Source organism: Fusibacter fontis (genome assembly GCF_055378735.1).
Genome location: NZ_AP042445.1, coordinates 1,988,104 through 2,008,848, shown reverse-complemented (window position 1 = coordinate 2,008,848; position 20,745 = coordinate 1,988,104). Strand labels below are relative to the sequence as shown.

The 20,745-nt window shown below is 38.7% G+C and carries 18 protein-coding genes and 1 other annotated feature; of the genes, 14 read left to right on the top strand and 4 right to left on the bottom strand.

Annotated elements, in window-relative coordinates; genetic code table 11:
* Nucleotides 1-210 precede the first annotated feature (210 nt).
* On the bottom strand, nt 211-2,346 hold the full coding sequence (locus tag ACZ41W_RS09150; protein ID WP_464311672.1) for a heavy metal translocating P-type ATPase: 2,136 nt from the start codon (nt 2,344-2,346) through the stop codon (nt 211-213).
* Nucleotides 2,347-2,491: 145 nt separating this feature from the next.
* Nucleotides 2,492-2,965, bottom strand: a complete 474-nt coding sequence (locus ACZ41W_RS09145) for a MarR family winged helix-turn-helix transcriptional regulator (RefSeq protein WP_464311671.1) — start codon at nt 2,963-2,965, stop codon at nt 2,492-2,494.
* A 376-nt stretch (nt 2,966-3,341) separates the two neighbouring features.
* Between ACZ41W_RS09145 and ACZ41W_RS09140 the strand changes: the two genes are divergently transcribed.
* The 11 genes from ACZ41W_RS09140 (at nt 3,342) to ACZ41W_RS09090 (ending at nt 15,641) form a co-directional block, all read left to right on the top strand.
* Nucleotides 3,342-4,541, top strand: a complete 1,200-nt coding sequence (locus ACZ41W_RS09140) for a sensor histidine kinase (RefSeq protein ID WP_464311670.1) — start codon at nt 3,342-3,344, stop codon at nt 4,539-4,541.
* Nucleotides 4,538-5,197, top strand: a complete 660-nt coding sequence (locus ACZ41W_RS09135; RefSeq protein ID WP_464311669.1) for a response regulator — start codon at nt 4,538-4,540, stop codon at nt 5,195-5,197. The genes ACZ41W_RS09140 and ACZ41W_RS09135 overlap by 4 nt, the downstream gene beginning before the upstream one ends.
* Before the next feature lie 253 nt (nt 5,198-5,450).
* A complete protein-coding gene (locus tag ACZ41W_RS09130; protein WP_464311668.1) occupies nt 5,451-6,515 on the top strand; it encodes a hypothetical protein in 1,065 nt (354 codons plus the stop codon).
* Nucleotides 6,512-7,447 carry an ABC transporter ATP-binding protein gene (locus tag ACZ41W_RS09125; RefSeq protein ID WP_464311667.1) on the top strand — a complete coding sequence of 312 codons (936 nt, stop codon included), beginning with the start codon at nt 6,512-6,514 and terminating at the stop codon, nt 7,445-7,447. Before ACZ41W_RS09130 ends, ACZ41W_RS09125 begins: the two co-directional genes overlap by 4 nt.
* An 11-nt stretch (nt 7,448-7,458) precedes the next feature.
* Nucleotides 7,459-8,811: an ABC transporter permease gene (locus ACZ41W_RS09120; protein ID WP_464311666.1), complete on the top strand. Its 1,353-nt coding sequence runs from the start codon at nt 7,459-7,461 to the stop codon at nt 8,809-8,811.
* Nucleotides 8,789-9,964, top strand: coding sequence for an ABC transporter permease (locus tag ACZ41W_RS09115; protein WP_464311665.1), 1,176 nt, complete (start codon nt 8,789-8,791; stop codon nt 9,962-9,964). Before ACZ41W_RS09120 ends, ACZ41W_RS09115 begins: the two co-directional genes overlap by 23 nt.
* A gap of 64 nt (nt 9,965-10,028) precedes the next feature.
* On the top strand, nt 10,029-10,430 hold the full coding sequence (locus ACZ41W_RS09110) for a secondary thiamine-phosphate synthase enzyme YjbQ (protein ID WP_464311664.1): 402 nt from the start codon (nt 10,029-10,031) through the stop codon (nt 10,428-10,430).
* A gap of 1,198 nt (nt 10,431-11,628) precedes the next feature.
* Nucleotides 11,629-12,780, top strand: coding sequence for an MFS transporter (locus ACZ41W_RS09105; protein ID WP_464311663.1), 1,152 nt, complete (start codon nt 11,629-11,631; stop codon nt 12,778-12,780).
* Between the two features lie 120 nt (nt 12,781-12,900).
* Nucleotides 12,901-13,139: a binding site (T-box leader), on the top strand.
* 54 nt (nt 13,140-13,193) lie between these two features.
* On the top strand, nt 13,194-14,102 hold the full coding sequence (gene cysK / locus ACZ41W_RS09100) for a cysteine synthase A (protein ID WP_464311662.1): 909 nt from the start codon (nt 13,194-13,196) through the stop codon (nt 14,100-14,102).
* Nucleotides 14,103-14,166: 64 nt separating this feature from the next.
* Nucleotides 14,167-14,748 (top strand): serine O-acetyltransferase EpsC, encoded by a 582-nt coding sequence (gene epsC, locus ACZ41W_RS09095; protein WP_464311661.1) that lies wholly within the window; start codon nt 14,167-14,169, stop codon nt 14,746-14,748.
* Nucleotides 14,749-14,837: 89 nt separating this feature from the next.
* On the top strand, nt 14,838-15,641 hold the full coding sequence (locus tag ACZ41W_RS09090) for a 4Fe-4S binding protein (RefSeq protein WP_464311660.1): 804 nt from the start codon (nt 14,838-14,840) through the stop codon (nt 15,639-15,641).
* Here the strand turns inward: ACZ41W_RS09090 and ACZ41W_RS09085 are convergent.
* Together ACZ41W_RS09085 and ACZ41W_RS09080 are read right to left on the bottom strand one after the other, a co-directional pair.
* Nucleotides 15,615-16,529, bottom strand: coding sequence for a PhzF family phenazine biosynthesis protein (locus tag ACZ41W_RS09085; RefSeq protein ID WP_464311659.1), 915 nt, complete (start codon nt 16,527-16,529; stop codon nt 15,615-15,617). The genes ACZ41W_RS09090 and ACZ41W_RS09085 overlap by 27 nt on opposite strands.
* Nucleotides 16,522-17,082, bottom strand: a complete 561-nt coding sequence (locus tag ACZ41W_RS09080) for a Holliday junction resolvase RecU (protein WP_464311658.1) — start codon at nt 17,080-17,082, stop codon at nt 16,522-16,524. Before ACZ41W_RS09080 ends, ACZ41W_RS09085 begins: the two co-directional genes overlap by 8 nt.
* 542 nt (nt 17,083-17,624) lie before the next feature.
* Here ACZ41W_RS09080 and ACZ41W_RS09075 point away from each other — a divergent pair.
* Genes ACZ41W_RS09075 through ACZ41W_RS09065 form a run of 3 tightly spaced genes read left to right on the top strand, consistent with a single transcriptional unit; the run spans nt 17,625 to nt 20,689 of the window.
* Complete coding sequence (locus ACZ41W_RS09075; protein WP_464311657.1) at nt 17,625-17,858, top strand: glutaredoxin family protein; 234 nt, start codon at nt 17,625-17,627, stop codon at nt 17,856-17,858.
* A gap of 52 nt (nt 17,859-17,910) precedes the next feature.
* Nucleotides 17,911-20,397: a DsrE/DsrF/DrsH-like family protein gene (locus ACZ41W_RS09070; RefSeq protein ID WP_464311656.1), complete on the top strand. Its 2,487-nt coding sequence runs from the start codon at nt 17,911-17,913 to the stop codon at nt 20,395-20,397.
* 16 nt (nt 20,398-20,413) lie between these two features.
* Complete coding sequence (locus ACZ41W_RS09065; protein ID WP_464311655.1) at nt 20,414-20,689, top strand: metal-sensitive transcriptional regulator; 276 nt, start codon at nt 20,414-20,416, stop codon at nt 20,687-20,689.
* Nucleotides 20,690-20,745 lie beyond the last annotated feature (56 nt).

The window sequence follows — 20,745 nt, the reverse complement described above, 5'->3', positions numbered from 1 at the left end:
ATATTAAACTATTTTCCTTATAAATGAAACAAAAAAATAAAAAAGCCAAGGGCCAAGAAATCTCGACCGTGGCTTTTTTCAAATAATTGAGAACCCTACAAAAAAATGAGTAGTTGATAAAAAAGGTTAAAAATGATTGAACTGTAAAAAGCTTCAAATTTTCATCATTTTAGAAATGCATCAACATTTTAATAAATGAAGGGATTGTTTCTAACTATGAATGTTCAATGAGTTGTTTAAATGGGGCGGATGATAAGCAAGGATGCGTGTTGAATTTAATACGGCGATTAAGGCAACTCCGACGTCTGCAAAAATGGCCATCCACATGGTGCTTAATCCAAATGCGCCGAGTAACATGATCAATAATTTTGTACCAAGTGCAAAGTAGATATTTTGTGTGACGATGCGTTTGGTTTTTTTTGAAATCTCAATGGCAGCTGGGATGTTTGATGGTTCATCTGTCATTAAAACCACATCGGATGCTTCTATTGCCACATCGCTACCGATTGCACCCATGGAGATGCCAACTGTTGATAGAGCTAGAACTGGCGCATCGTTGATGCCATCGCCTACAAAGGCCACTTTATTGCCTTTTGAAAGTTCAGTTTGTACCAAATTGTACTTATCTTGTGGAAGGAGTTCGCTATAAACTTCATCCATTCCGAGCTGTACTGCAACTTCTGATGCAACTTGTTCTTTATCGCCTGTGAGCATAAGAAGTCGATACCCAAGTTGTTTCAAATGTGCGATGGTCTGTGGTGCATCCGCCTTAATCTTATCTCTGACTTCTAATGATCCAAGATATTGATGATCAAGTGCGATGTGAATTTGTGTGTGAATCGAAGGGTGTTCGGTATAATGAATCTTTTGACGGTTCATGAGTTTGTTATTTCCAGCGCTGATGGTTCCGTAAGGCGTTTCGACGATTAATCCGTGACCGCTGACCTCTTCCACTTTTAAGATGTCTTTTGGATCAATGCTTGCATGTGCATAAGCCAAAATGGATTTCGCAATTGGGTGATTTGAGTTGTATTCAGCAAGAGCAGCGTATTTTATGAGATTCGATTTTGAAGTTTCAGTATCTTCTACGACGTGAATTTTAAAGACTTCAAATTTTCCTTCAGTTAAAGTTCCTGTTTTATCAAATACAATGGTATCCACTTCAGTTAACGCTTCGAGGTAATTGCCCCCCTTTACTAAGATGCCACGCTTGGAGGCGTTTCCGATGCCGCTAAAAAATCCAAGAGGTACAGATACCACAAGAGCACAAGGACAAGAAATGACAAGGAAAATCAAACTTCTGTAGAGCCATTCATTAAATACTTCGGTGCCCAACAGGAGTGTCGGAACTGCAACTAAAGCTGCTGCGATACCTACTACTGCTGGCGTGTAGTATTTTGCAAATTTCGTGATAAAATTTTCAGTAGGTGATTTATGTGCTGTGGCATTTTCCACGAGTGATAGAATTCTTGAAACGGTAGATTCAGAGAAAATGGAAGTTGTTTTAACTTGTAAAGAGCCGTTTAATACAACGCTTCCACTCAAAACTTCGCCTCCAAATGAAACATAATCAGGAACGGATTCACCAGTTAAGGCTGAAACATCTATACTAGAAGAACCATCAGTGACGATACCATCTAGTGGCATGCGTTCACCTGGTTTAACGAGAATCACTTCTCCAACTTGCACATCTTCTGGGGAAACAGTCATCCAAAAACCATTTCGATTAACAGTCGCTGAATCAGGACGAATATCCATTAAAGCGGTAATCGCATGTTTGGATTTGTTGACTGCTAAATCTTGGAAATACTCTCCAATTTCATAGAACACCATAACTGCAACCGCTTCTGGGTATTCTCCAATTGCAAGTGCTCCAAAAGTTGCAAGAGACATGAGGAAGTTTTCATCAAAAATGTCTCCGCGCGTGATATTCTTAAATGAAGTCCATAGAACATGATATCCTGACAATAGGTAAGCTGAAAGCAAAAGTCCGATCTGTACAGATGGAAATTGAGCTGTAAGAAGACCTGAGAAAAAGAGCATAAGACTCACTGCAAGTCGAATCAGCTCGGGAATATTGTGAGCAGACTGTTTTTGACTATTTTTTTGAGCTTTTAACTGTTCTTCTGAGAGAACGGTCACATCGGGTTCAAGTGTTTTAACAATTTTTTCTATTTCTTTTATTAAAACGTCCTTGTGTTGGCGCTCATGTTCAAAGGAGAGCTTAGACCGAGAAAAATCCAATGTGAGATTGTTCACACCTGATAATTTCTTAGAGCGGTCCTCAATTTTAGCTGCGCAACTGGCACAGCCGAGTCCGTTGAGTATCAAAACTGTTTTTTCCATTAGTGTCACCTCATTTAATTTCATATGAACGATTGCTCATATGTTCAATTATATAATACGACTTTACTCGGATTTTGTCAATAAAAAAACTACCATTTAAAGAAGTCTCTTTAAGGTAGTTTTTGTAGTTTAAATGATTCTCATTTTAGTGATTCTTATTCGGTGCTGTAAATAGCGTTTCAGAGAGCAAATTGTTGAGATTTGAGAACGTTTGATCAAGTTTATCTAACGTTTTATGATCCAAATCAACAAGCTGATGCGTCATCTCGTCGCTAAAATTTCCAAGCGTAGATTCTACGATGTTTTTACCTTTTTCAGTTAATGAAATGTAGTAAATTCTTTTATCGTCTAAGTCGATTTGCTTATTGATATATCCGTCCTCAATAGCAGTTTTAACATAACGGCTGCAATTTGGTAAGGAGATATTTAAAATTTCTGATACCTCAGAGATCATGAGCCTTTCGTGACGATATACGGTGTGAAGTAGTCTAAATTCTAATTTGCTTACAGCATTATCTTGATTTTTAACGAGGCTAGATTGAATCACTTCTTCGTAGAAGTTGTTAAAAATCATAACTTGTTTCAAAATGCTTTTAATCTTATGATTGTTATCTTTCATTTCAAAATCACGCTCCTTAAGAGTATTATAAATTGACCTCTCAATAATTGCAATGTATTTATATCGGGAAAATAGTACTAGGCTATGTATGATGAGAATGGGTCATTCCTATTATATAATTGCAATTGATATCGTCGTCGCATTGTATACCCAGAACAATCTGTTAATAAATAATTATTTTATAAAATTGTTTAAATACAATGCTTAGATACCCAATAGCAATCGGGTTCAATCATACAATAATTGTTGGAATTTCAACACGTACGGAACCATAAAGTAGTCACAAAAAAGTTTTCTTGCAATTTTGTAAGAAAAATATCACGGACTAATGGTACAATAAAGACAGAAATCCGTTTGATGAATAGGGGGTGGTGCCATGCGATACAATTTGGTGCGTTTAATCGTTTCATTATTAATGTTGATGATTGCTTTTTTATTTGAGTCTGCGACGGGGGTACGCGCACAAATGATCATGGCTTTATCCGTTGCATATGCAGTGGTACCTTTTTTACGTGGTATAACGCATCAAAAACGCCAATGGACACTGGCGCTGGATTGCATCATCCTTATTTTGCTCAATTACTATTCGCGGTATAATATCAATCACTTATACATTTTACTATATTTCTTTAATATTTGCGAAACAATCTTGTGGCTTGATCGTGAAAAATCAGTTGTTTGGACGATTTTTAATGCAGTGAGTATTACCATTTGTTTTAAGTTTCTCTTTGATTATGGCGTGAATTACCAGATTGCATCTCAAACGGTGTTTTTAGGGATCATATTTTCACTTTATGTCGGCATTTTATTTGTTTACAAAAGTTACTTAAAAAGCAAGCAAGAAGCTGAAAAGCTTAATAATCGCTTAAAAGAACAAAACGAACATCTCACCCAGAGTAATCAAGCGCTTGAAACTACAAATGATATGCTGGAATCTGCAAACTTTGAAATTGCAAGGTTAACAAGACTTAAAGAACGATCTGAACTGGCGAAATCATTGCATGATTCTGTCGGTCATGAAGTAACCGGTCACATCATGGCTTTAGAGATGCTGAAAATGAAGTATCAAAATCAAATGGATGGTGCAATTGTCTCAGAACTACAAGAGGCAATTGATCGTTCGCGAGAGATATTAAGGGCGTTAAGGACGTTGGTATCAGAGCATCGTGAGATTATTTCACATGAGACTTTTTATGATCAATTATCTAAAAAAACAACACAATTTCAGTTAGATACGGGGATTGCTATTTATTTTGAATATCAGCTTTATGATGAAAAAATATCGGATGAATTAAGCGTTGATTTGTATCATATAGTACTTGAATCTATTGCAAATAGTGCAAAACATGGACGTGCAAAGAAAATCTGGATTTCATTTCAAATGTTGGACACACAAGATCTTTTATTGAAAATCATGGATAATGGAAAGGTGGAACATTTGATAAAAGAAGGCAATGGCATGTCCTTTATCAAGGCACGCATGGCAAAATATAATGGAATAGTGACATTTGAAGGAGATGAGTTCGGGTTTCGAACGACGATTCGGGTACCGTTATCTCAGCAGGAGGGTGTATGATTAAAGTGGCAATTGTCGACGATCAACCATTGATGGTTCAAGGTCTTAGCATGATTGTAAGTCAACAAGAGGATATGGAAGTGATTTGGTGTGCAAACGAGGGAGAAGAAGCGGTTTACAAATGTGAGCAACAGTCCCCTCATGCGATTTTAATGGATATACGCATGCCAAATATGAATGGCGTAGAGGCAACTAAAAGAATAAAACAAGAGCATCCAGAAGTTCAAGTGTTGATTTTGACGACTTTTATGGAAGATGAGGACATCTTAGAATCTTTAAGATACGGCGCAAGTGGATACTTGCTCAAAGATGCAACGCCTGAGCGAATTGTTGAAGCAATTCGCACTGCCATCGTCGGTGGAACCATCATCGAACCCCTTGTGGCTTCAAAGCTGTTGAAACATTTAAAACCACTCACAAAAGAGGCATCAAAAGATGAATCCGCAGTGGCATCTTTGGAGCATTTGTTGACAGAACGAGAAAAACTCATCTCTTTAGCAGTTGCTGAAGGGTTTAGTAATAAGGAAATTGCACAAAAACTCTTTGTATCAGAAGGCACCATTAAAAATCATCTCACGAGTATTTTAGACAAGTTAGAACTACGAGATCGGACGCAATTGGCCATCTATATGCTCAAACATTCACCCACCGAATAAAGATAGTCAACTGCTCAAGGAGACCAAACTAATCCGCAACGTCTACTACTATTATAAATAAAAATCGAAAACATAGCATTAAACTACGTGTTCATTATTCAAGGAGACCAAACACTCATGACAAAAGTCATGGGTGTTTTTTATTTATTGTGAAAAAAGTCAGATGTGAAAGTGGCATGAAGCTGATAAAGTATACACTATAAGATGATAACGTATACATTATAATAAAAAAACTCGTATTGGAGGTGTTCATTTGATAAAACGAATGAAGTGGTGGGGGAAATTAAGTGCTCTTATCGTGCTTGGTGTGGCACTTACAGGATGTATGGCAGGTGAAGGATTCGATGACTACATGAAAGCCGTCAATCAAACGGAGGAAATGACTCACGGCGCAAGTAAAATTGAAGTGGAGATCAATAGTGAGTTTAATCAAGCGTTTTTAAGTGAGTTAAATCAAGAGGAACAATATGAAATTCAACAAATGAACCATTTTGAATTTGAGATTGAGAAGCATTTCAATCGTTCGAAACATCAATCCATTATAGATGCATATATTTATATGGGACGCTTGGGAATGGACTTTAAGGCTTACCAGACTTCCGCAGAACAGTGGTATGTAAAAGCCCCTTTTTCAGCTTCTTTATATCAGCTAGATGTGAATGATTTTTTAAAAGACAATGCATCAAAAATATCTGAGAATACATCTAAAGTAACAGAGAATACATCTAAAGTAACAGAGAATACATCTAAAGTAACGGAGAATGCATCTGAAGAAGTGGATTATCAATCATTTTTTACATCTTTAGGTGATGACTGGAATGACTTGCTTGTAGCGGATAACATCTTTGTAGGCGAGAAAACTTTGATTCAAAATAAAGACGGAGACGTCAAAGCAACTCGATTCTCAGTTAAACCGACAAAAGAGCAGCTATCGATTTTTTTAAAGCAGATTCGCGAAGCGCTTTTAAAAAACCCCGAGGTTTTTCAATCGTTTGTTAAAGGATTTAATCAAGAAAGTGAGTTGTCAGAATCTGATTACAAAGAGTTGATCAATACGCTGCTGAATGCAATGACCATTGAAAAATATAAAGAAGTCGCTTATGTAGATGTGGATGGGTACTTAATAGAAGAAACAGTGAACATCACTTTGAATTTTAGCGAAATTGAATCCGGTGTCATTGCACTCGACCGTCAAATCATTACATTTAAAACAACGCATTGGGATATTGAGAAAGAGCAAGATTTGAGTTTTGATGTGATTTCAAAGAGTACAATTGAACCAATAGAAAATTTAGAAGACTGGAGTGTGAACAAATGATACTGGTAGCTGAGAACTTAAAAAAGGAATTTGGTCAAATTAAAGCGGTTGATGGTGTAAATTTAGAGTTTAGAAAAGGTGAAATCGTGGGATTGCTCGGTCCAAATGGAGCGGGAAAATCGACGACGATTTCCATGATTTCTACGCTCTACAAGCCAACTTCAGGCAAATTATTTTACAATGGCGTAGATATTATCAAAAATCCTAAGGCAATTCAACCTGATCTGGGGTATGTGCCACAGGAAATTGCCCTTTATGAGGCGTTGTCGGGTTATGAAAACCTCAAGTATTTTGGGGGACTTTATGGACTGCATGGCGCAGAACTTAAAAAGCGAATTGAAGCAGTTTCTGAGATCATTGGTATTGACGATCGTTTAAAAGATCGCGTGCAAAATTATTCAGGAGGAATGAAACGCCGTATAAATATCGGGGTAGCACTCCTACACAATCCAAAACTTATCATCATGGATGAACCAACTGTTGGGATTGATCCTCAATCGAGAAATCATATTTTAGAAACCGTGAAACTACTCAACCAACAGGGAATGACCGTGATTTATACCAGTCACTATATGGAAGAAGTTGAGGCAATTTGTCAAAATGTCTACATCATGGATCACGGAAAAGTGATTGCATCTGGGACACAAGAAGAACTTATCGATCAGTCGGAAAGTCATACGTCGATTCGCATTAAGTTTGAAGATTTGGCAAAACCACATTTAGATACGTTTAAGCAAATGAATCACGTCATCGCCACACAATTAGTAGATGAGAATGAGATTTCATTACTTGTCAGTGGCAATGGCAGCAATCAAAAAGAAATCTTTAAAAACTTGATGAATTTGGATTTGGGGATCATGTCGTACGATGTTACAAAACCGAACTTAGAGCAAGTATTCTTAAAATTAACAGGGAGAGGTCTAAGAGATTAGGGGGCAGAGTTATGTTGTTAAAGCTTTATATAAAAGATATTAAAGTGCTCTTATCAGATAAAAAGGCACTTCTCATCTTTATATTGATGCCGATTGTGCTCACGACGATTTTAAGTTTTGCACTGAAGGGGTCGTTTGGAGAATCGGGTACAATGGATCCCATCAAAGTGGGAATTGTAAAAGAGTATGATGCACAGCTGGAACAAAAGGCATTTTACGAAATGGCAAAAGAATTCATGGGTGATCAAGCAGAGAATTTAGAGTCGATGGGTGAATTTCCAGATTTTGAAGCAGTGTTCTTTAATGAGTTTCTTGGAAATGAACAGGTAAAGTCCATTATGTCGACAACGGTCATGACACTAGACGATGCGAAAGCGGCGTTAAAGGATGAAAAAATCAGTGCAATTGTGATTTTACCGAAAGACTTTATTTATAATCAGTATGTAAATTTTATTTTACCAAATCGCAATGTGATCGACGTTCAGTTTATTGAACATCCTGATAAAAAGTATTCAGCTCAAATAGTTGAGAGTGTTTTCAATAGTTATTTTGATGAAATCAATAAGAAAATTGTCAGTAAAAATGTCTTCTTAGAAGTTGGTTCAGAGTATGTGCCAATGGAGACTCTTTATGAAAATATGAATTCTGTCTATGAAGTGGATGGAGATGCCATGGCACTAAGTGATTCAGGCATTTCGCATGTGTTATCTAAATCGTTACCTGGAAAACGAATGATCAGCAGTTTTACGTATTATGCGATTGCTATGATGGCGATGTTTATTCTCTATTCGTCCAGTTACATGGGGAGAGAATTATTAAAAGAAAAACAGATGCTCACTTTAGACCGCGGAACGGTATCCGGATTAAGCTATGGGAAAATTCTGACGGCGAAGTTTTTAATGACGATGACACTGTGCTTTATTCAGATGTGTGCACTTGTACTATTTTCAAAATTGGCACTTGGAGTAGAATGGGAAACGCCAATCAAAGTAATCGTTGGAATAGTATTTTCTTCTATGGCAGTGAGCGGAGTCGGTGTCTTTATCGGTGCCATCACGTTATCTGCGGAAAATTATAAGGTAGCGAACTTGTTTGAAAGTTTATTGGTACATGTATTTGCACTTATTGGTGGGAGTTACGTTCCACTTGAAGTGTTCCCGGACATTTTTCAAAAGATTAAATACCTCGCTTTAAATGGAGTGGTTTTAGATTTGTTTATCAAAACATATCAAAATTCTGTATGGCGTGATCTTGTATTTTATTATGGCATTCTCGTCGGGATAACGGCTGTATTCACAGTAATTGCAGCGATTATCATCAAAAGAAAGGAGGTTGCTTCATATGAAGGCACTCATACAGCTTAAGTTGAGGTTAATGAAAGAAAGCAAATGGCTTTACATCATCATGATTGCCATGAGTTTTGTGCTCGCAGGTGTATTTGGTGGGTCAATGAATGGCAATTACACGGCGACAATCGCCGTCGTAGACCAAGATATGAGCATGGAAGCATCCAATATCATTAGTAAACTCACATCGGATTATCACTATAAAGTGGAGTTGGTGTCAGAGTCTGAAGCAACAGATCTAGTGGTCAATCGAGGTGTTGTTGCTGCAGTGATCCTCAATGAAAATTTTTATCAAATAGAAAACGGCATTGAGATCCTACAGATAAAAGAATCCGTTGAAAGCTCACAGTTATCTCGTGTTTTAGAAGCGGAAATAGCCCTCGTTGAGCAAACACAATTATTAAGTGAAAAGGTATTGGCACAAGTTTCTGAAAGCAATCCTTCTGTTGATAAAACAGAGCTTTATCAAAAAGTACAGACAACTTTTATCGAGCAGTGGGCAGATAAAAAACCCATTCAGAATTCAGCTCAAATTCTCGATGAAGTCGATGCGCTTTCCAAAGGCATGAATATTCACTATGTTGTGGGAATGACGATTTTCTTTGTGACGTATTCTTTGATGTTTACGGTAGGGGATATTTTAGACGACAAACGCCTCCATACACTGGATCGTATCCTCGTTTCTCCAGCCACTAGACGCGATTTACTTGCAGCGCATCTTATCGGTGCAATGCTCATCGGAGTGATTCAGATTATCGTCATGATTTTGGCGGGTAAGTTTGTGTTTAATATCGAATGGGGGAATAATTTGCTCCTCGTTATTGGAATCGGCGCGCTTTACATTTTTACCATGACTGCGCTTAGTTTGTTTGTAGTAAGCTTAATGAAAACAACTGCACAGCTGAGTTCATTTTCACCAATTGTGTTAACCGGCATGGGTATGATTGGTGGTTGCATGTGGCCACTCGAGATCATCACCTCAAAGCCACTATTGTTTTTAGCGAATTTGACCCCTCATAAATGGGCATTTGGTGCCATAAAAGGGGCTGTAGTCTATGGAAGAGTGGATCAAACGACGATAACGGCAGTTTGTGTACTACTTGGTATGGGGATTCTCTATCTCGTTCTAGGTGAACGCGTGATGTATCTTAAGGCAAAACGCGAAAATTAATGTTTATATGACACTAAAAATCGTATAAATACAGTAGAGTATAAATGCGATTGGAGGGGAGATTATGTTTCAAACGCTGGAAATTAAAACAAGTGAAAAGTTTCAAATGTTTGAAATACTAGATTTGTTGAAAGAATTAGTTGCGAAGGAAGATATGCGTCATGGAATTGTGGTGATTCACGTACCACATACGACAGCAGCACTCACTCTAAACAAAAATTACGACCCAGAAGTTCAAAGTGATATTATCGAAAGCATGCGCACGATTGTACCGAAAGATGGGAATTACAAACACATTGAAGGGAATAGCGATGCGCACATTAAAGCTTCCTTGTTTGGCAATACGGAGACGCTCATTGTGGACAATGGACGTATTGAACTTGGTATGTTTCAGTCCGTTTTCCTCTGTGAGTTTGATGGTCCAAGAAAGAGAAAGATTAATGTGAAATTGATTAAAGATGTGTAGTTTTAGATGTAAATTGGCCCCTATGTAGGTGGCATCTATAAAAAATGGCAAGAGTCCTCGCCCGTTGGTCTGCGGATTGCCATTTTTCATAGATGCCACCTACGTAGGGGCCTTGTTTATATGGGGGTAAAACTGATGGTGGTGGAGAAAAATGGCAAGAGTCCTCGCCCTACGGTCTGCGGATTGCCATTTTTCACAGATGCCACCTACATAGGGGCCTTGTTTATATGGGAGTAAAACTGGTGGAGGTGAAGAAAAATGGCAAGAGTCCTCGCCCGTTGGTCTGCGGATTGCCATTTTTCATAGATGCCACCTACATAGGGGCCTTGTTTATATGAGGGTAAAACTGATGGAGGTGAAGAAAAATGGCAAGAGTCCTCGCCCTACGGTCTGCGGATTGCCATTTTTCACAGATGCCACCTACATAGGGGCCTTGTTTATATGGGGGTAAAACAGGTGGAGGTGAAGAAAAATGGCAAGAGTCCTCGCCCTACGGTCTGCGGATTGCCATTTTTCATAGATGCCACCCACATAGGGGCCTTGTTTATATGGGGGTAAAACAGGTGGAGGTGAAGAAAAATGGCAAGAGTCCTCGCCCTACGGTCTGCGGATTGCCATTTTTCACAGATGCCACCCACATAGGGGCCTTGTTTATATGGGGGTAAAACTGATGGAGGTGAAGAAAAATGGCAAGAGTCCTCGCCCGTTGGTCTGCGGATTGCCATTTTTCACAGATGCCACCTACATAGGGGCCTTGTTTATATGGGGGTAAAACAGGTGGAGGTGAAGAAAAATGGCAAGAGTCCTCGCCCGTTGGTCTGCGGATTGCCATTTTTCACAGATGCCACCCACATAGGGGCCTTGTTTATATGGGAGTAAAACTGGTGGGAGTGGAGAAAAATGGCAAGAGTCCTCGCCCGTTTCATCATCATAATGCTCTTCCTCCTTCCCACACAAAATTTCAGAAGTAAGCGCATTCAGTCAAATAACCCCAGAGCAGGTGATTATAGCACAAAATGACAATCCGCAGACCGCAGGGCGAGGACTCTTGTCATTTTGTGCTATAATCACCTGCTCTGGGGCATTGCACTAATCACTAACGATGAAATTTCTGTAATCTCACACTTATAACATGGTATTTGTGCTATACTGAAAACGACATGATGCAATTATTACTGAGATCAACGTGTGAGGTTTTATGAAAAAATTCAATATATTCTATTTTGTTCTGTATTTAGCCTGGGCATCTGTAACAACGCTTATAACGGTTTATATGAATGAAGAGGTGGGGTTATCCCTTCCAACTGTTGGCGTGATTATGTCTATTTTGCCACTGATCGCCCTTTTTATTCAACCTGTTTGGGGCGCACTTTCGGATTATACAGGTAGAAGGAAAATCGTCCTTCAGATATCCATTGTTATGAGTGCTGTCGTGGTTATTTTCATTACAGTATTTACCAAAAGTCTTGCAGTGGTTTCGTTTTACTTGATGTATCAATTTTTTATGTGTGCGCAAGGTCCACTCATGGACTCCATGGCAATCGAATATGTCAATCAAAATTCCAATAAATCATTTGGATTTATCCGCGTTTGGGGATCTGTTGGATATGCAGTCGGAGCCTTTTTAGCGGGTCGAGTGGCGAACTCATTTGGTCTAGGTTCTGTTTTCTATGTTTCTGCTGCGGCTTTTACTTTCGGATGGGTGATTTTGATGACGATGCAAGATCGACCGGTTCAGGTTAAGAGAAGTCACTTCAAAAAGGATTTAAAAAAATTACTTAAACAAAAGAATTATATCTTTGTTTTAATCTATAGCTTTTTACTTGTGGGATCGTTCTTTGGTGCAGATCAATATCTTGGACTTTATATTAGAAGCAGAGGCATTGATATGTCCATGATCGGAATTTTGATGTTCATCTCGGTGTGTGTAGAAATTCCGTTTGTCTTTAACTCAAAGAAACTACTGAATCACTTTGGAGCATTTAAATTGTTAATCGTGATGAATCTTATAGCAGTACTGCGTATGGTGATATTGGGAACAAGTGACGTTGTGAGTCTTTTCCTCATGGCAGGTGTTCTAAGAGGCATTGTTGCTGGAATTTTCATTCCGTTATTTGTTGAAGTCATCTGTGATATTACACCGAGCAGTGTGGTAACTTCTGCAGTTGCCATTTATTCTGCGGTATCATCTGGAATTGCGACATTTGTATTTACGTTTGCAGGTGGCATCATTGCAGATCAAATCAACTACGAAGTTTTATTTTTCGCTTATGGCGCAGTGATGGTATTGCCGCTTATATTGTTATTTACCCCTATGGCAGCTGATATTAGACGAAAAACAACGGAATAGACGAGGCGTTTTATTCACAAATTGTTCAAATATTATTTTGATGAAAAAGGATTGACAGGTTTATAAATCGGTTGTATTATACATCTAAGATATCTTAGTAAAACACTTGGAATTAAAAATGAGAAAGCGACGAAAAAGGAAAGTAAGTTAAACAGGATCTTCTAGAGAGAAAACGGTTGGTGGAAGTTTTCAGATGCGTTTTACTGAAGTGCCCTTTGGAGCAGTGTACCGAAATGAAGTAGGCTACACCGGGTTCTCCCGATACAGAGAAAGTCCATGTTAAGTGTGACTGTAAGGTGGATTTTCAGTTGTAGTGAAAATCAAAAGGGTGGAACCGCGGAGTATACTTCGTCTCTTATGATAGAGGCGGAGTTTTTTTATACCAAAATTTGAGAAAATGAGAGGCAAATGACATGAAAAATGAGAAAACTATTTGGAATTTAATAGGAAATACCCCAGTTGTTAAGTTAAATCGAATCGTAACGGATGAGATGGCAGACATATATGTCAAGTTAGAGGGCATGAATTTAACTGGAAGTGTAAAAGTAAGGGCTGCACTAGGCATGATTGAAGCTGCTGAAGCATCAGGGGCATTAAAATCGGGAATGACGATCGTCGAGCCGACAAGTGGCAATACTGGAATTGCCCTAGCTTATATCGGAAAATTAAAAGGGTATCGCGTGATCATCGTGATGCCGGATACGATGAGTGTGGAAAGACGAAATATCATTAAGGCATATGGCGCAGAGCTTTTATTAACGGATGGAAGTAAGGGCATGTCGGGAGCTATAAGTGAAGCGCATCAATTGGTTAAGGAAAATCAGTACTTTATGCCAAATCAATTTAACAATGTTGCTAATCGTGAGATGCATTATCAAACAACAGGCGCTGAAATTATCGATGAGTTTGAATCTTTAGATGCATTTGTGTCAAGTGTTGGAACGGGTGGAACGATCTCTGGTGCAGGAAGACGTCTAAAAGAACACTTTGAAGGCATTGACATTGTAGCCGTTGAACCAAAAGAATCATCTGTTTTATCTGGTAGTTTACCTGGACCTCATAAAATTCAGGGAATTGGCGCTGGTTTTATACCGGATATTTACGATGCTTCTGTGGTGGATGAAATTATCACAGTATCCAGCCAAGAGGCATATGAAATGACTCAAAGAATTTTGCACGAAGAAGGTCTTTTCTTAGGAATTTCAAGTGGTGCGGCTATCGTAGGCGCTATTGAAAAAGCGAAACAACTGGGAAAAGGAAAAAAACTATTGGTGATTTCCCCAGATGGTGGCGATAAGTACATTTCTAATCAAGTATTTTAAATCAAGTATGTTAAACGGAGCGTTTTAATCGAAAGATAAAGATGGATAGAGAAAGTAGGTTTATATGTTTAAACGAATTCGAGATTATTTGAAGTTTATCAAGGAAACAGATCCGGCGGCAAAATCCTATTTGGAAATTCTCCTATTATACCCTTCTGTGCATGCCATGGGGCTATTTAGAATGTCACATGTTTTCTACAAACATCGATTCTTTTTCCTAGCGAGATTATTGTCTCAATTGAGTCGATTCTTTACTGGAATTGAGATTCATCCAGGTGCAACAATTGGAAAGTCATTGTTCATCGACCACGGAACAGGTGTGGTCATTGGTGAAACGACGATTATCGGTGATTTTGTGACGATTTATCAAGGCGTGACCCTTGGAGGAACTGGAAAAGATACAGGCAAACGCCATCCAACTATTGGAGATCGCGTCACTATTGGCGCAGGCGCAAAAATTCTAGGCCCGATTCACATCGCTGCGGGGACAAAAATCGGTGCGGGATCGGTTGTGTTAAAAGATACGATAACTGAATCAACGGCTGTAGGCGTTCCTGCGAGAATTGTGGGTGGAATTGATCGGTCTGTGATTTCCATTGAATCATATAAAGGCAAACATGCGATTTACAACGATATGGTCATTTGATAAAAGTAACAATTGTTACGGACACCACCGTTCGTGGTCACTATAATAAGGGTATAAGATGAAACGTGAGTCGACCAGGGAGGTAAATGATGAAAAGAAATGTGATTGAGATAAATGAAGAGAAGTGTGTTGGATGTGGTCTTTGTGCAAGTGCTTGTATGCAAGGTGCCATTGAGATTATTGATGGAAAAGCGAAACTTGTGAGTGAATCGTACTGTGATGGACTGGGGATGTGTTTACCAAAATGTCCGGTGGATGCGATTCATATCGTCGAGAAAGAAGTAGATGCATTCAATCCAGAACGCAAGAATATTAAAGCGAAGAGTCAAGAAAGTACTCAGACAGCTTCTGCATGTGGCTGTTCTGGGACTGCTGCGAAAACCTTTGAAAGAAAAGCAGTTTCATTTGCGGTGGATATGGGATCAGTGTCGAGCACGCCAGTGTCGAGTGCACCAGCATCTAGCACGCCAGTGTCGAGTGCACCAGCATCTAGCACGCCAGTGTCGAGTGCACCAGCGTTTATTGCTTCTGAATTACAACAATGGCCAGTGCAGTTAAAATTGGTAAACGCTCAAGCGCCTTATTTTGAAAATGCACATCTGTTAATCGCAGCGGATTGTACGGCGTTTGCCTATGGGGATTTTCATAGGGATTTTATCAAGGGAAAAATTACGGTGATTGGATGTCCAAAGCTGGATGACAATCAATACAATACGGATAAAATCGCAGAAATTCTCAGCAAAAACACCATCAAAAGTATTACAGTTGTTCGCATGGAAGTGCCTTGCTGTGGTGGAATGATTCAAGCAGTTAAAGGTGCTATGTTAAAAGCACAATGCATCGTTCCGTATACTGAAGTGACCATTTCAACTGACGGAAGAATCATTGGATAATGGATTTAAAACACACAGACCGCCTACCCAGACGGTCTGTTTTTCATTTGACCATATGGATTCTGTTATAATCTGACTGGTTTCTCCCATCGTTTCTCCCTGCAAAATCGATAGGGAGATTTTTTCGTTTTTTGACCATAAATAATGATGCAAATACGCAGTCAATGCGCCATTAGAGGTACCTGTTGCAGCTTCTTCATCAATTCCGTAGAGGGGAGCAAAATTACGCGTATGCAACTGGCCTAATGTGTCAAATGCAAAAGCATGAGCACCAATGATGTCGAGAGATTTTGAAAGTTGTGCCAATGCCTCCATGTTGATGGAGAGGTTCTTGAGTGTATCGTATGACGCAAGCGGCAACAATAAATCTTCAAGTCCGGTACTCCAAATTTCTGGAAGCAATGTATCATGTAGTTGAATTTGAGGAAAACAGTTTAAAATGGACGCGTTTGAAACTGCTTTATGTGCGATCTGAAGGGGCTTTGATTGCTCCATGGTGACGAGTGTTCTTGGTCTTTCACCGATAACCTCAGTTCGGACGCGTACTTTTAAAATGCCAGCACCGGTTTTTTGAAGAAATTCACCATCATTAATGAAGTTGTGCATCTTTAATAGCCAAAAACTTGCAATTGTTGCATGTCCACATAACGGCACTTCATCTGTTGGGGTAAAAAATCGAATGTGAAAATCAGCTTCTCCAGAAGTCGATTGAATAAATGCGGTTTCAGATACCCCTACCTCCCGGGCTATACGTTGCATATCCGCATCACTTAAAGTGCAATCCAAATCAAAACAAACACCAGCGGGATTACCGCCCCTATCTTGATAAGTGAAACTATTGACGAGATAAACCGAATTTTGACGAGGGGATAACGATGGATTATTCATGCTTTCCTCCATAGTTTTTTTTAAGTTCTTCCTTATAATGAACGTATTCGTTCAATGTTGCTAAATAATTGATAATGCTTCCAGAACGCTCTTTCTTGATTAAAAAACGATCCTCCATTGCTTTAAAAGGAATGGATTTTCGATTTGACGTTTCGTTCGCTTGATAATAATACTTAAGAACTTCAAGTGGCACTAAGTAAAAGGCATCGTTAAATTTAAAATGAAGAATGATAAATGCTAGTCCACCTTGCCGATCGATATCCTCCATATAAGTGATTTGATGGGGGTGAATATTTTGAAGTGGGAGACTTTTTAAATTCGTCTCTTTCGCATCAAATGCAATGCACACGCCTTGAGCGACGCCGATGAAATCCACTGTAGATTTCTTTTCAAAAAATCCCTTTGTAATCATGCCGCTCGAATCGATATCAATTACTTTGATCGGTGTACTTACTTTATCGATTCGGCATAATCCGAGTTGATGATAGTATTGATTGGTATACGTAATGAGTTCTTCCAATGCATCTCCGCGATGCCCACGTTTGCTCCACATAATTGCCTCCGTAACCTTAGTGTAGCAGAAAATGGTTGACCTGTGAATAATGGAGATAAGAGTGTGGATAAAACTGTGGATAATGTGCATAACCGAACAATAATTTTGTTATTTTTCTGATTTTTTGATGTTTATACACATGCACTCATGGTAATCGTGAATAAAACGACGTCTTTGTTACTGAATGTTCGATATTTAATTAAAGATATTTAACAATTGCAGAAAAATACAGAAAATTAAGAAGTGTTTTTGTTTACATAATAATTCCAAAGTTGTGGAAAACATGTGCATGGTTTTGGGATAATTTGTTTACAATTCATTTTTGATTTTTTATTTAAAAACAATTGACATTCAAAAAACATTGCAGTATCATGAAGTTGACCCCCCACCTTAGGGGGTGAACTGAAGAATAACTGGTTTTGATTAATTCATATCAATATGGGTAATTAGATATCAAAGATTTATAAAGATTTATAAAGATTTATAAAGATTTACAAAGATATACAATGATGTACAAAAATACAAAGTGGAGGTAATTTAATATGTCTAAAAATGTAGTGGTTTATTCAAGCAATACATGTGGTTATTGTGCAATGGTAAAAGAATATTTAGATGACAATCACGTACAATACACAGAGAAAAATGTATCGACAGATATTGAAGCGAGAAAAGAACTCATGTCAAAAGGTTTTATGGGCGTTCCTGTGATTTATATCGAAGATGAAATTATTCAAGGCTTTGATAAAGATCGAATGGATGCTTTATTAGGATTATAGGTCATAAGCCCCAAGGGGCTTTTTTTTTAACAACAATACGTTGGAGGCTATTATGGGTAAGAAAGTAATTATTGTCGGAGGAGTTGCAGGAGGCGCAAGTACAGCTGCAAGACTCAGAAGAATGGACGAGCAAGCAGAAATCATCATGATGGAAAGAGGTCCCTACATTTCTTTTGCAAACTGTGGTTTGCCGTACTATATAGGCGGTACTATAGCAGAGAGAAGTGCGCTACTTGTTCAAACACCTGAAGGGATGAATAAGCGTTTTAACATCGATGTTCGAGTTGAAAATGAAGTGTTATCCATTGATAAAGAAAATAAAACAATTGAAGTAAAAGACATAAAAAACAATCGCGTTTACCAAGAAAATTATGACGTGTTGGTGCTTTCGCCAGGATCAACACCTTTGAAACCACATATTTCAGGGATTGACGCACCAAATATTTTTTCGCTTTGGAATATTCCGGATGTAGACAGAATTAAAAGTCACGTAGATCATGTGAAACCTAAAACTGCAGCTGTAATCGGCGGTGGATTTATCGGTCTTGAGATGGCAGAAAATTTACATGATCTCGGTATGGAAGTTTCCGTTGTTGAAATGGCGGATCAAGTCATGGCACCTGTGGATTTTGAAATGGCGCAGATTGTCCATAAACATATGAATATGAAAAAAGTGAATTTATATCTTAGTGATGGCGTGAAGTCATTTGAATATCATAATGGTGTCACAAAAATCACCCTTCAAAGCGGCAAACAAGTTGAAGCGGATATGGTGATCCTATCCATTGGAATTCGTCCGCAAAGTGAACTTGCAAAACTCGCAGGTTTGACTATTAATGAGAGAAATGGCATTGTCGTAGATGAATTTATGAAGACATCGGACCCGAACATCTATGCCATCGGTGATGCAGTAGAGGTGACCGAGTTCATTCGCAAGACAAAAACCATGATTCCTCTTGCGGGTCCAGCAAATAAGCAAGGGCGAATTTGTGCAGATAATATCGCCGGAAGACACACGCCGTTTAAAGGTTCAATGGGAACTTCTGTAGCAAAAGTATTTGACATGACAGTTGCTGCAACTGGACTAAATGAAAAGGCTTTAAAGCGTGAAGGGAAAGTCTATGGAAAGGATTACTATACTGTAATCGTGCATCCAAATTCACATGCAGGATATTATCCAGGGGCATTACCAATGTCGCTGAAAATGATCTTCGATAAAGATGGTAAAGTTTTAGGTGCACAAAATGTTGGTTATGAAGGCGTTGAAAAGAGAATTGATGTCATTGCAACGGCTATTCGTTTTAACGCGACAGTTTATGATCTCAATGAACTTGAGTTGGCATATGCACCTCCATATTCATCGGCGAAAGATCCTGTAAATATGGCTGGATTCGTTGGAGAAAACATTTTAAAAGGCATCACTAAGCCATTCCAGTGGCATGAATTTGCTCAGCTTGATGCAAATGCAGTCGTATTAGATGTCAGAGAGCCAATGGAAAGGGAAATGGGATACATTACAAATTCCATCAATATTCCGGTAGATCAGTTGAGAGATAGACTTTCTGAACTCGATCGTTCAAAGACTTATATTGTATATTGTGCAGTGGGAATTCGAGGTCATGCAGCTTCTAGAATTCTCATGCAAAATGGATTTGAAAATGTTTATAACTTAATTGGTGGATACTCAACTTACGCAACCGTATTATGTCAAAATGAGGGCAATGACAATTGTTCAGGCAACGCGCCTATGGCTGATGCGCACGTTTCTGAAACAGGTGATGTTGAAGATGAAACGTTTGTTGAAGATGCCAATGCAGAAGTGATTAAAGTAAATGCTTGTGGCCTCCAGTGTCCAGGTCCTATTATGCAAGTGCATAAGGCTATTGAACTGATGAAAGTAGGCGACATACTGGAAATTAAAGCAACTGATCCTGGGTTTATGAACGACATCGGCGTTTGGTGTGACAAGACGGGAAATACACTTTTGGATTCAGGTAAGGAAGATAAAGCGTTCTATGCGAGAATTCGCAAAGGTAAGAAAAAATCAACACCGACACCTGCAGTGGTAAAGGACGACAAAACCATGGTGGTATTTAGCGGAGATATGGATAAAGCCATTGCTTCATTGATAATCGCAAATGGTGCCGCTTCTATGGGCAAAAAAGTGACGTTATTCTTTACTTTCTGGGGACTTAATATTTTAAGAAAACCAGAAAAAGTCTCTGTAAAAAAAGATTTCATTAGCAGAATGTTCAGTGGGATGATGCCTAGGGGAACGAAGAAACTCAAACTTTCTAATATGAACATGTTTGGCATGGGTCCTAAGATGATTCGCATGGTGATGAAAAAACATAATGTAGATTCTTTAGAAGATATGCTAAAAATGGCAATTGATAATGGGGTTCGCATGGTGGCATGTAATATGTCCATGGATTTAATGGGAATCACTCAAGAAGAGCTCATTGATGGTGTGGAACTTGGCGGTGTGGCTTCTATGCTCGGCGCGGCTGAAGATTCAAACATGAGTCTATTTATATAGAAGCGCGGTGAATCTTATGGCAGAAAATGAGGAAAAAAAGAAAATCATCAATCGCTTGAGAACGATTAAGGGTCATATTCAAGGGGTTGAAGATATGATTGATTCAGGTAGGGGTTGCGACGAAGTGCTTGTCCAAATCGCTGCAATCAAGCAATCCGTTCATAAAGTTGGATTGGCAATTATGGAATCTCATGCATCAACATGCATGATGGATTATGAAGAACTGGATCAAGAAAAAATGCAAGAAAAAATGCACGAACTCATCAAGATGATGTTTAACTATTCGAAATAGCAGTCGTTCATAAGAATAGACGGTAAAAGCAACTGAACCGTAAGAGAGTCCGGAAA

Excerpts from the sequence above, each read along its gene's own strand:
- ACZ41W_RS09065 (WP_464311655.1), top strand. The coding sequence starts at position 20,414 with ATGGCAGAAAATGAGGAAAAAAAGAAAATCATCAATCGCTTGAGAACG.
- ACZ41W_RS09105 (WP_464311663.1), top strand. The coding sequence starts at position 11,629 with ATGAAAAAATTCAATATATTCTATTTTGTTCTGTATTTAGCCTGGGCA.
- ACZ41W_RS09075 (WP_464311657.1), top strand. The coding sequence starts at position 17,625 with ATGTCTAAAAATGTAGTGGTTTATTCAAGCAATACATGTGGTTATTGT.
- ACZ41W_RS09140 (WP_464311670.1), top strand. The coding sequence starts at position 3,342 with ATGCGATACAATTTGGTGCGTTTAATCGTTTCATTATTAATGTTGATG.
- ACZ41W_RS09150 (WP_464311672.1), bottom strand. The coding sequence starts at position 2,346 with ATGGAAAAAACAGTTTTGATACTCAACGGACTCGGCTGTGCCAGTTGC.
- ACZ41W_RS09080 (WP_464311658.1), bottom strand. The coding sequence starts at position 17,082 with ATGTGGAGCAAACGTGGGCATCGCGGAGATGCATTGGAAGAACTCATT.
- ACZ41W_RS09085 (WP_464311659.1), bottom strand. The coding sequence starts at position 16,529 with ATGAATAATCCATCGTTATCCCCTCGTCAAAATTCGGTTTATCTCGTC.
- ACZ41W_RS09135 (WP_464311669.1), top strand. The coding sequence starts at position 4,538 with ATGATTAAAGTGGCAATTGTCGACGATCAACCATTGATGGTTCAAGGT.
- ACZ41W_RS09070 (WP_464311656.1), top strand. The coding sequence starts at position 17,911 with ATGGGTAAGAAAGTAATTATTGTCGGAGGAGTTGCAGGAGGCGCAAGT.
- ACZ41W_RS09120 (WP_464311666.1), top strand. The coding sequence starts at position 7,459 with ATGTTGTTAAAGCTTTATATAAAAGATATTAAAGTGCTCTTATCAGAT.
- ACZ41W_RS09125 (WP_464311667.1), top strand. The coding sequence starts at position 6,512 with ATGATACTGGTAGCTGAGAACTTAAAAAAGGAATTTGGTCAAATTAAA.
- epsC (WP_464311661.1), top strand. The coding sequence starts at position 14,167 with ATGTTTAAACGAATTCGAGATTATTTGAAGTTTATCAAGGAAACAGAT.
- ACZ41W_RS09090 (WP_464311660.1), top strand. The coding sequence starts at position 14,838 with ATGAAAAGAAATGTGATTGAGATAAATGAAGAGAAGTGTGTTGGATGT.
- ACZ41W_RS09110 (WP_464311664.1), top strand. The coding sequence starts at position 10,029 with ATGTTTCAAACGCTGGAAATTAAAACAAGTGAAAAGTTTCAAATGTTT.
- ACZ41W_RS09115 (WP_464311665.1), top strand. The coding sequence starts at position 8,789 with ATGAAGGCACTCATACAGCTTAAGTTGAGGTTAATGAAAGAAAGCAAA.
- cysK (WP_464311662.1), top strand. The coding sequence starts at position 13,194 with ATGAAAAATGAGAAAACTATTTGGAATTTAATAGGAAATACCCCAGTT.
- ACZ41W_RS09145 (WP_464311671.1), bottom strand. The coding sequence starts at position 2,965 with ATGAAAGATAACAATCATAAGATTAAAAGCATTTTGAAACAAGTTATG.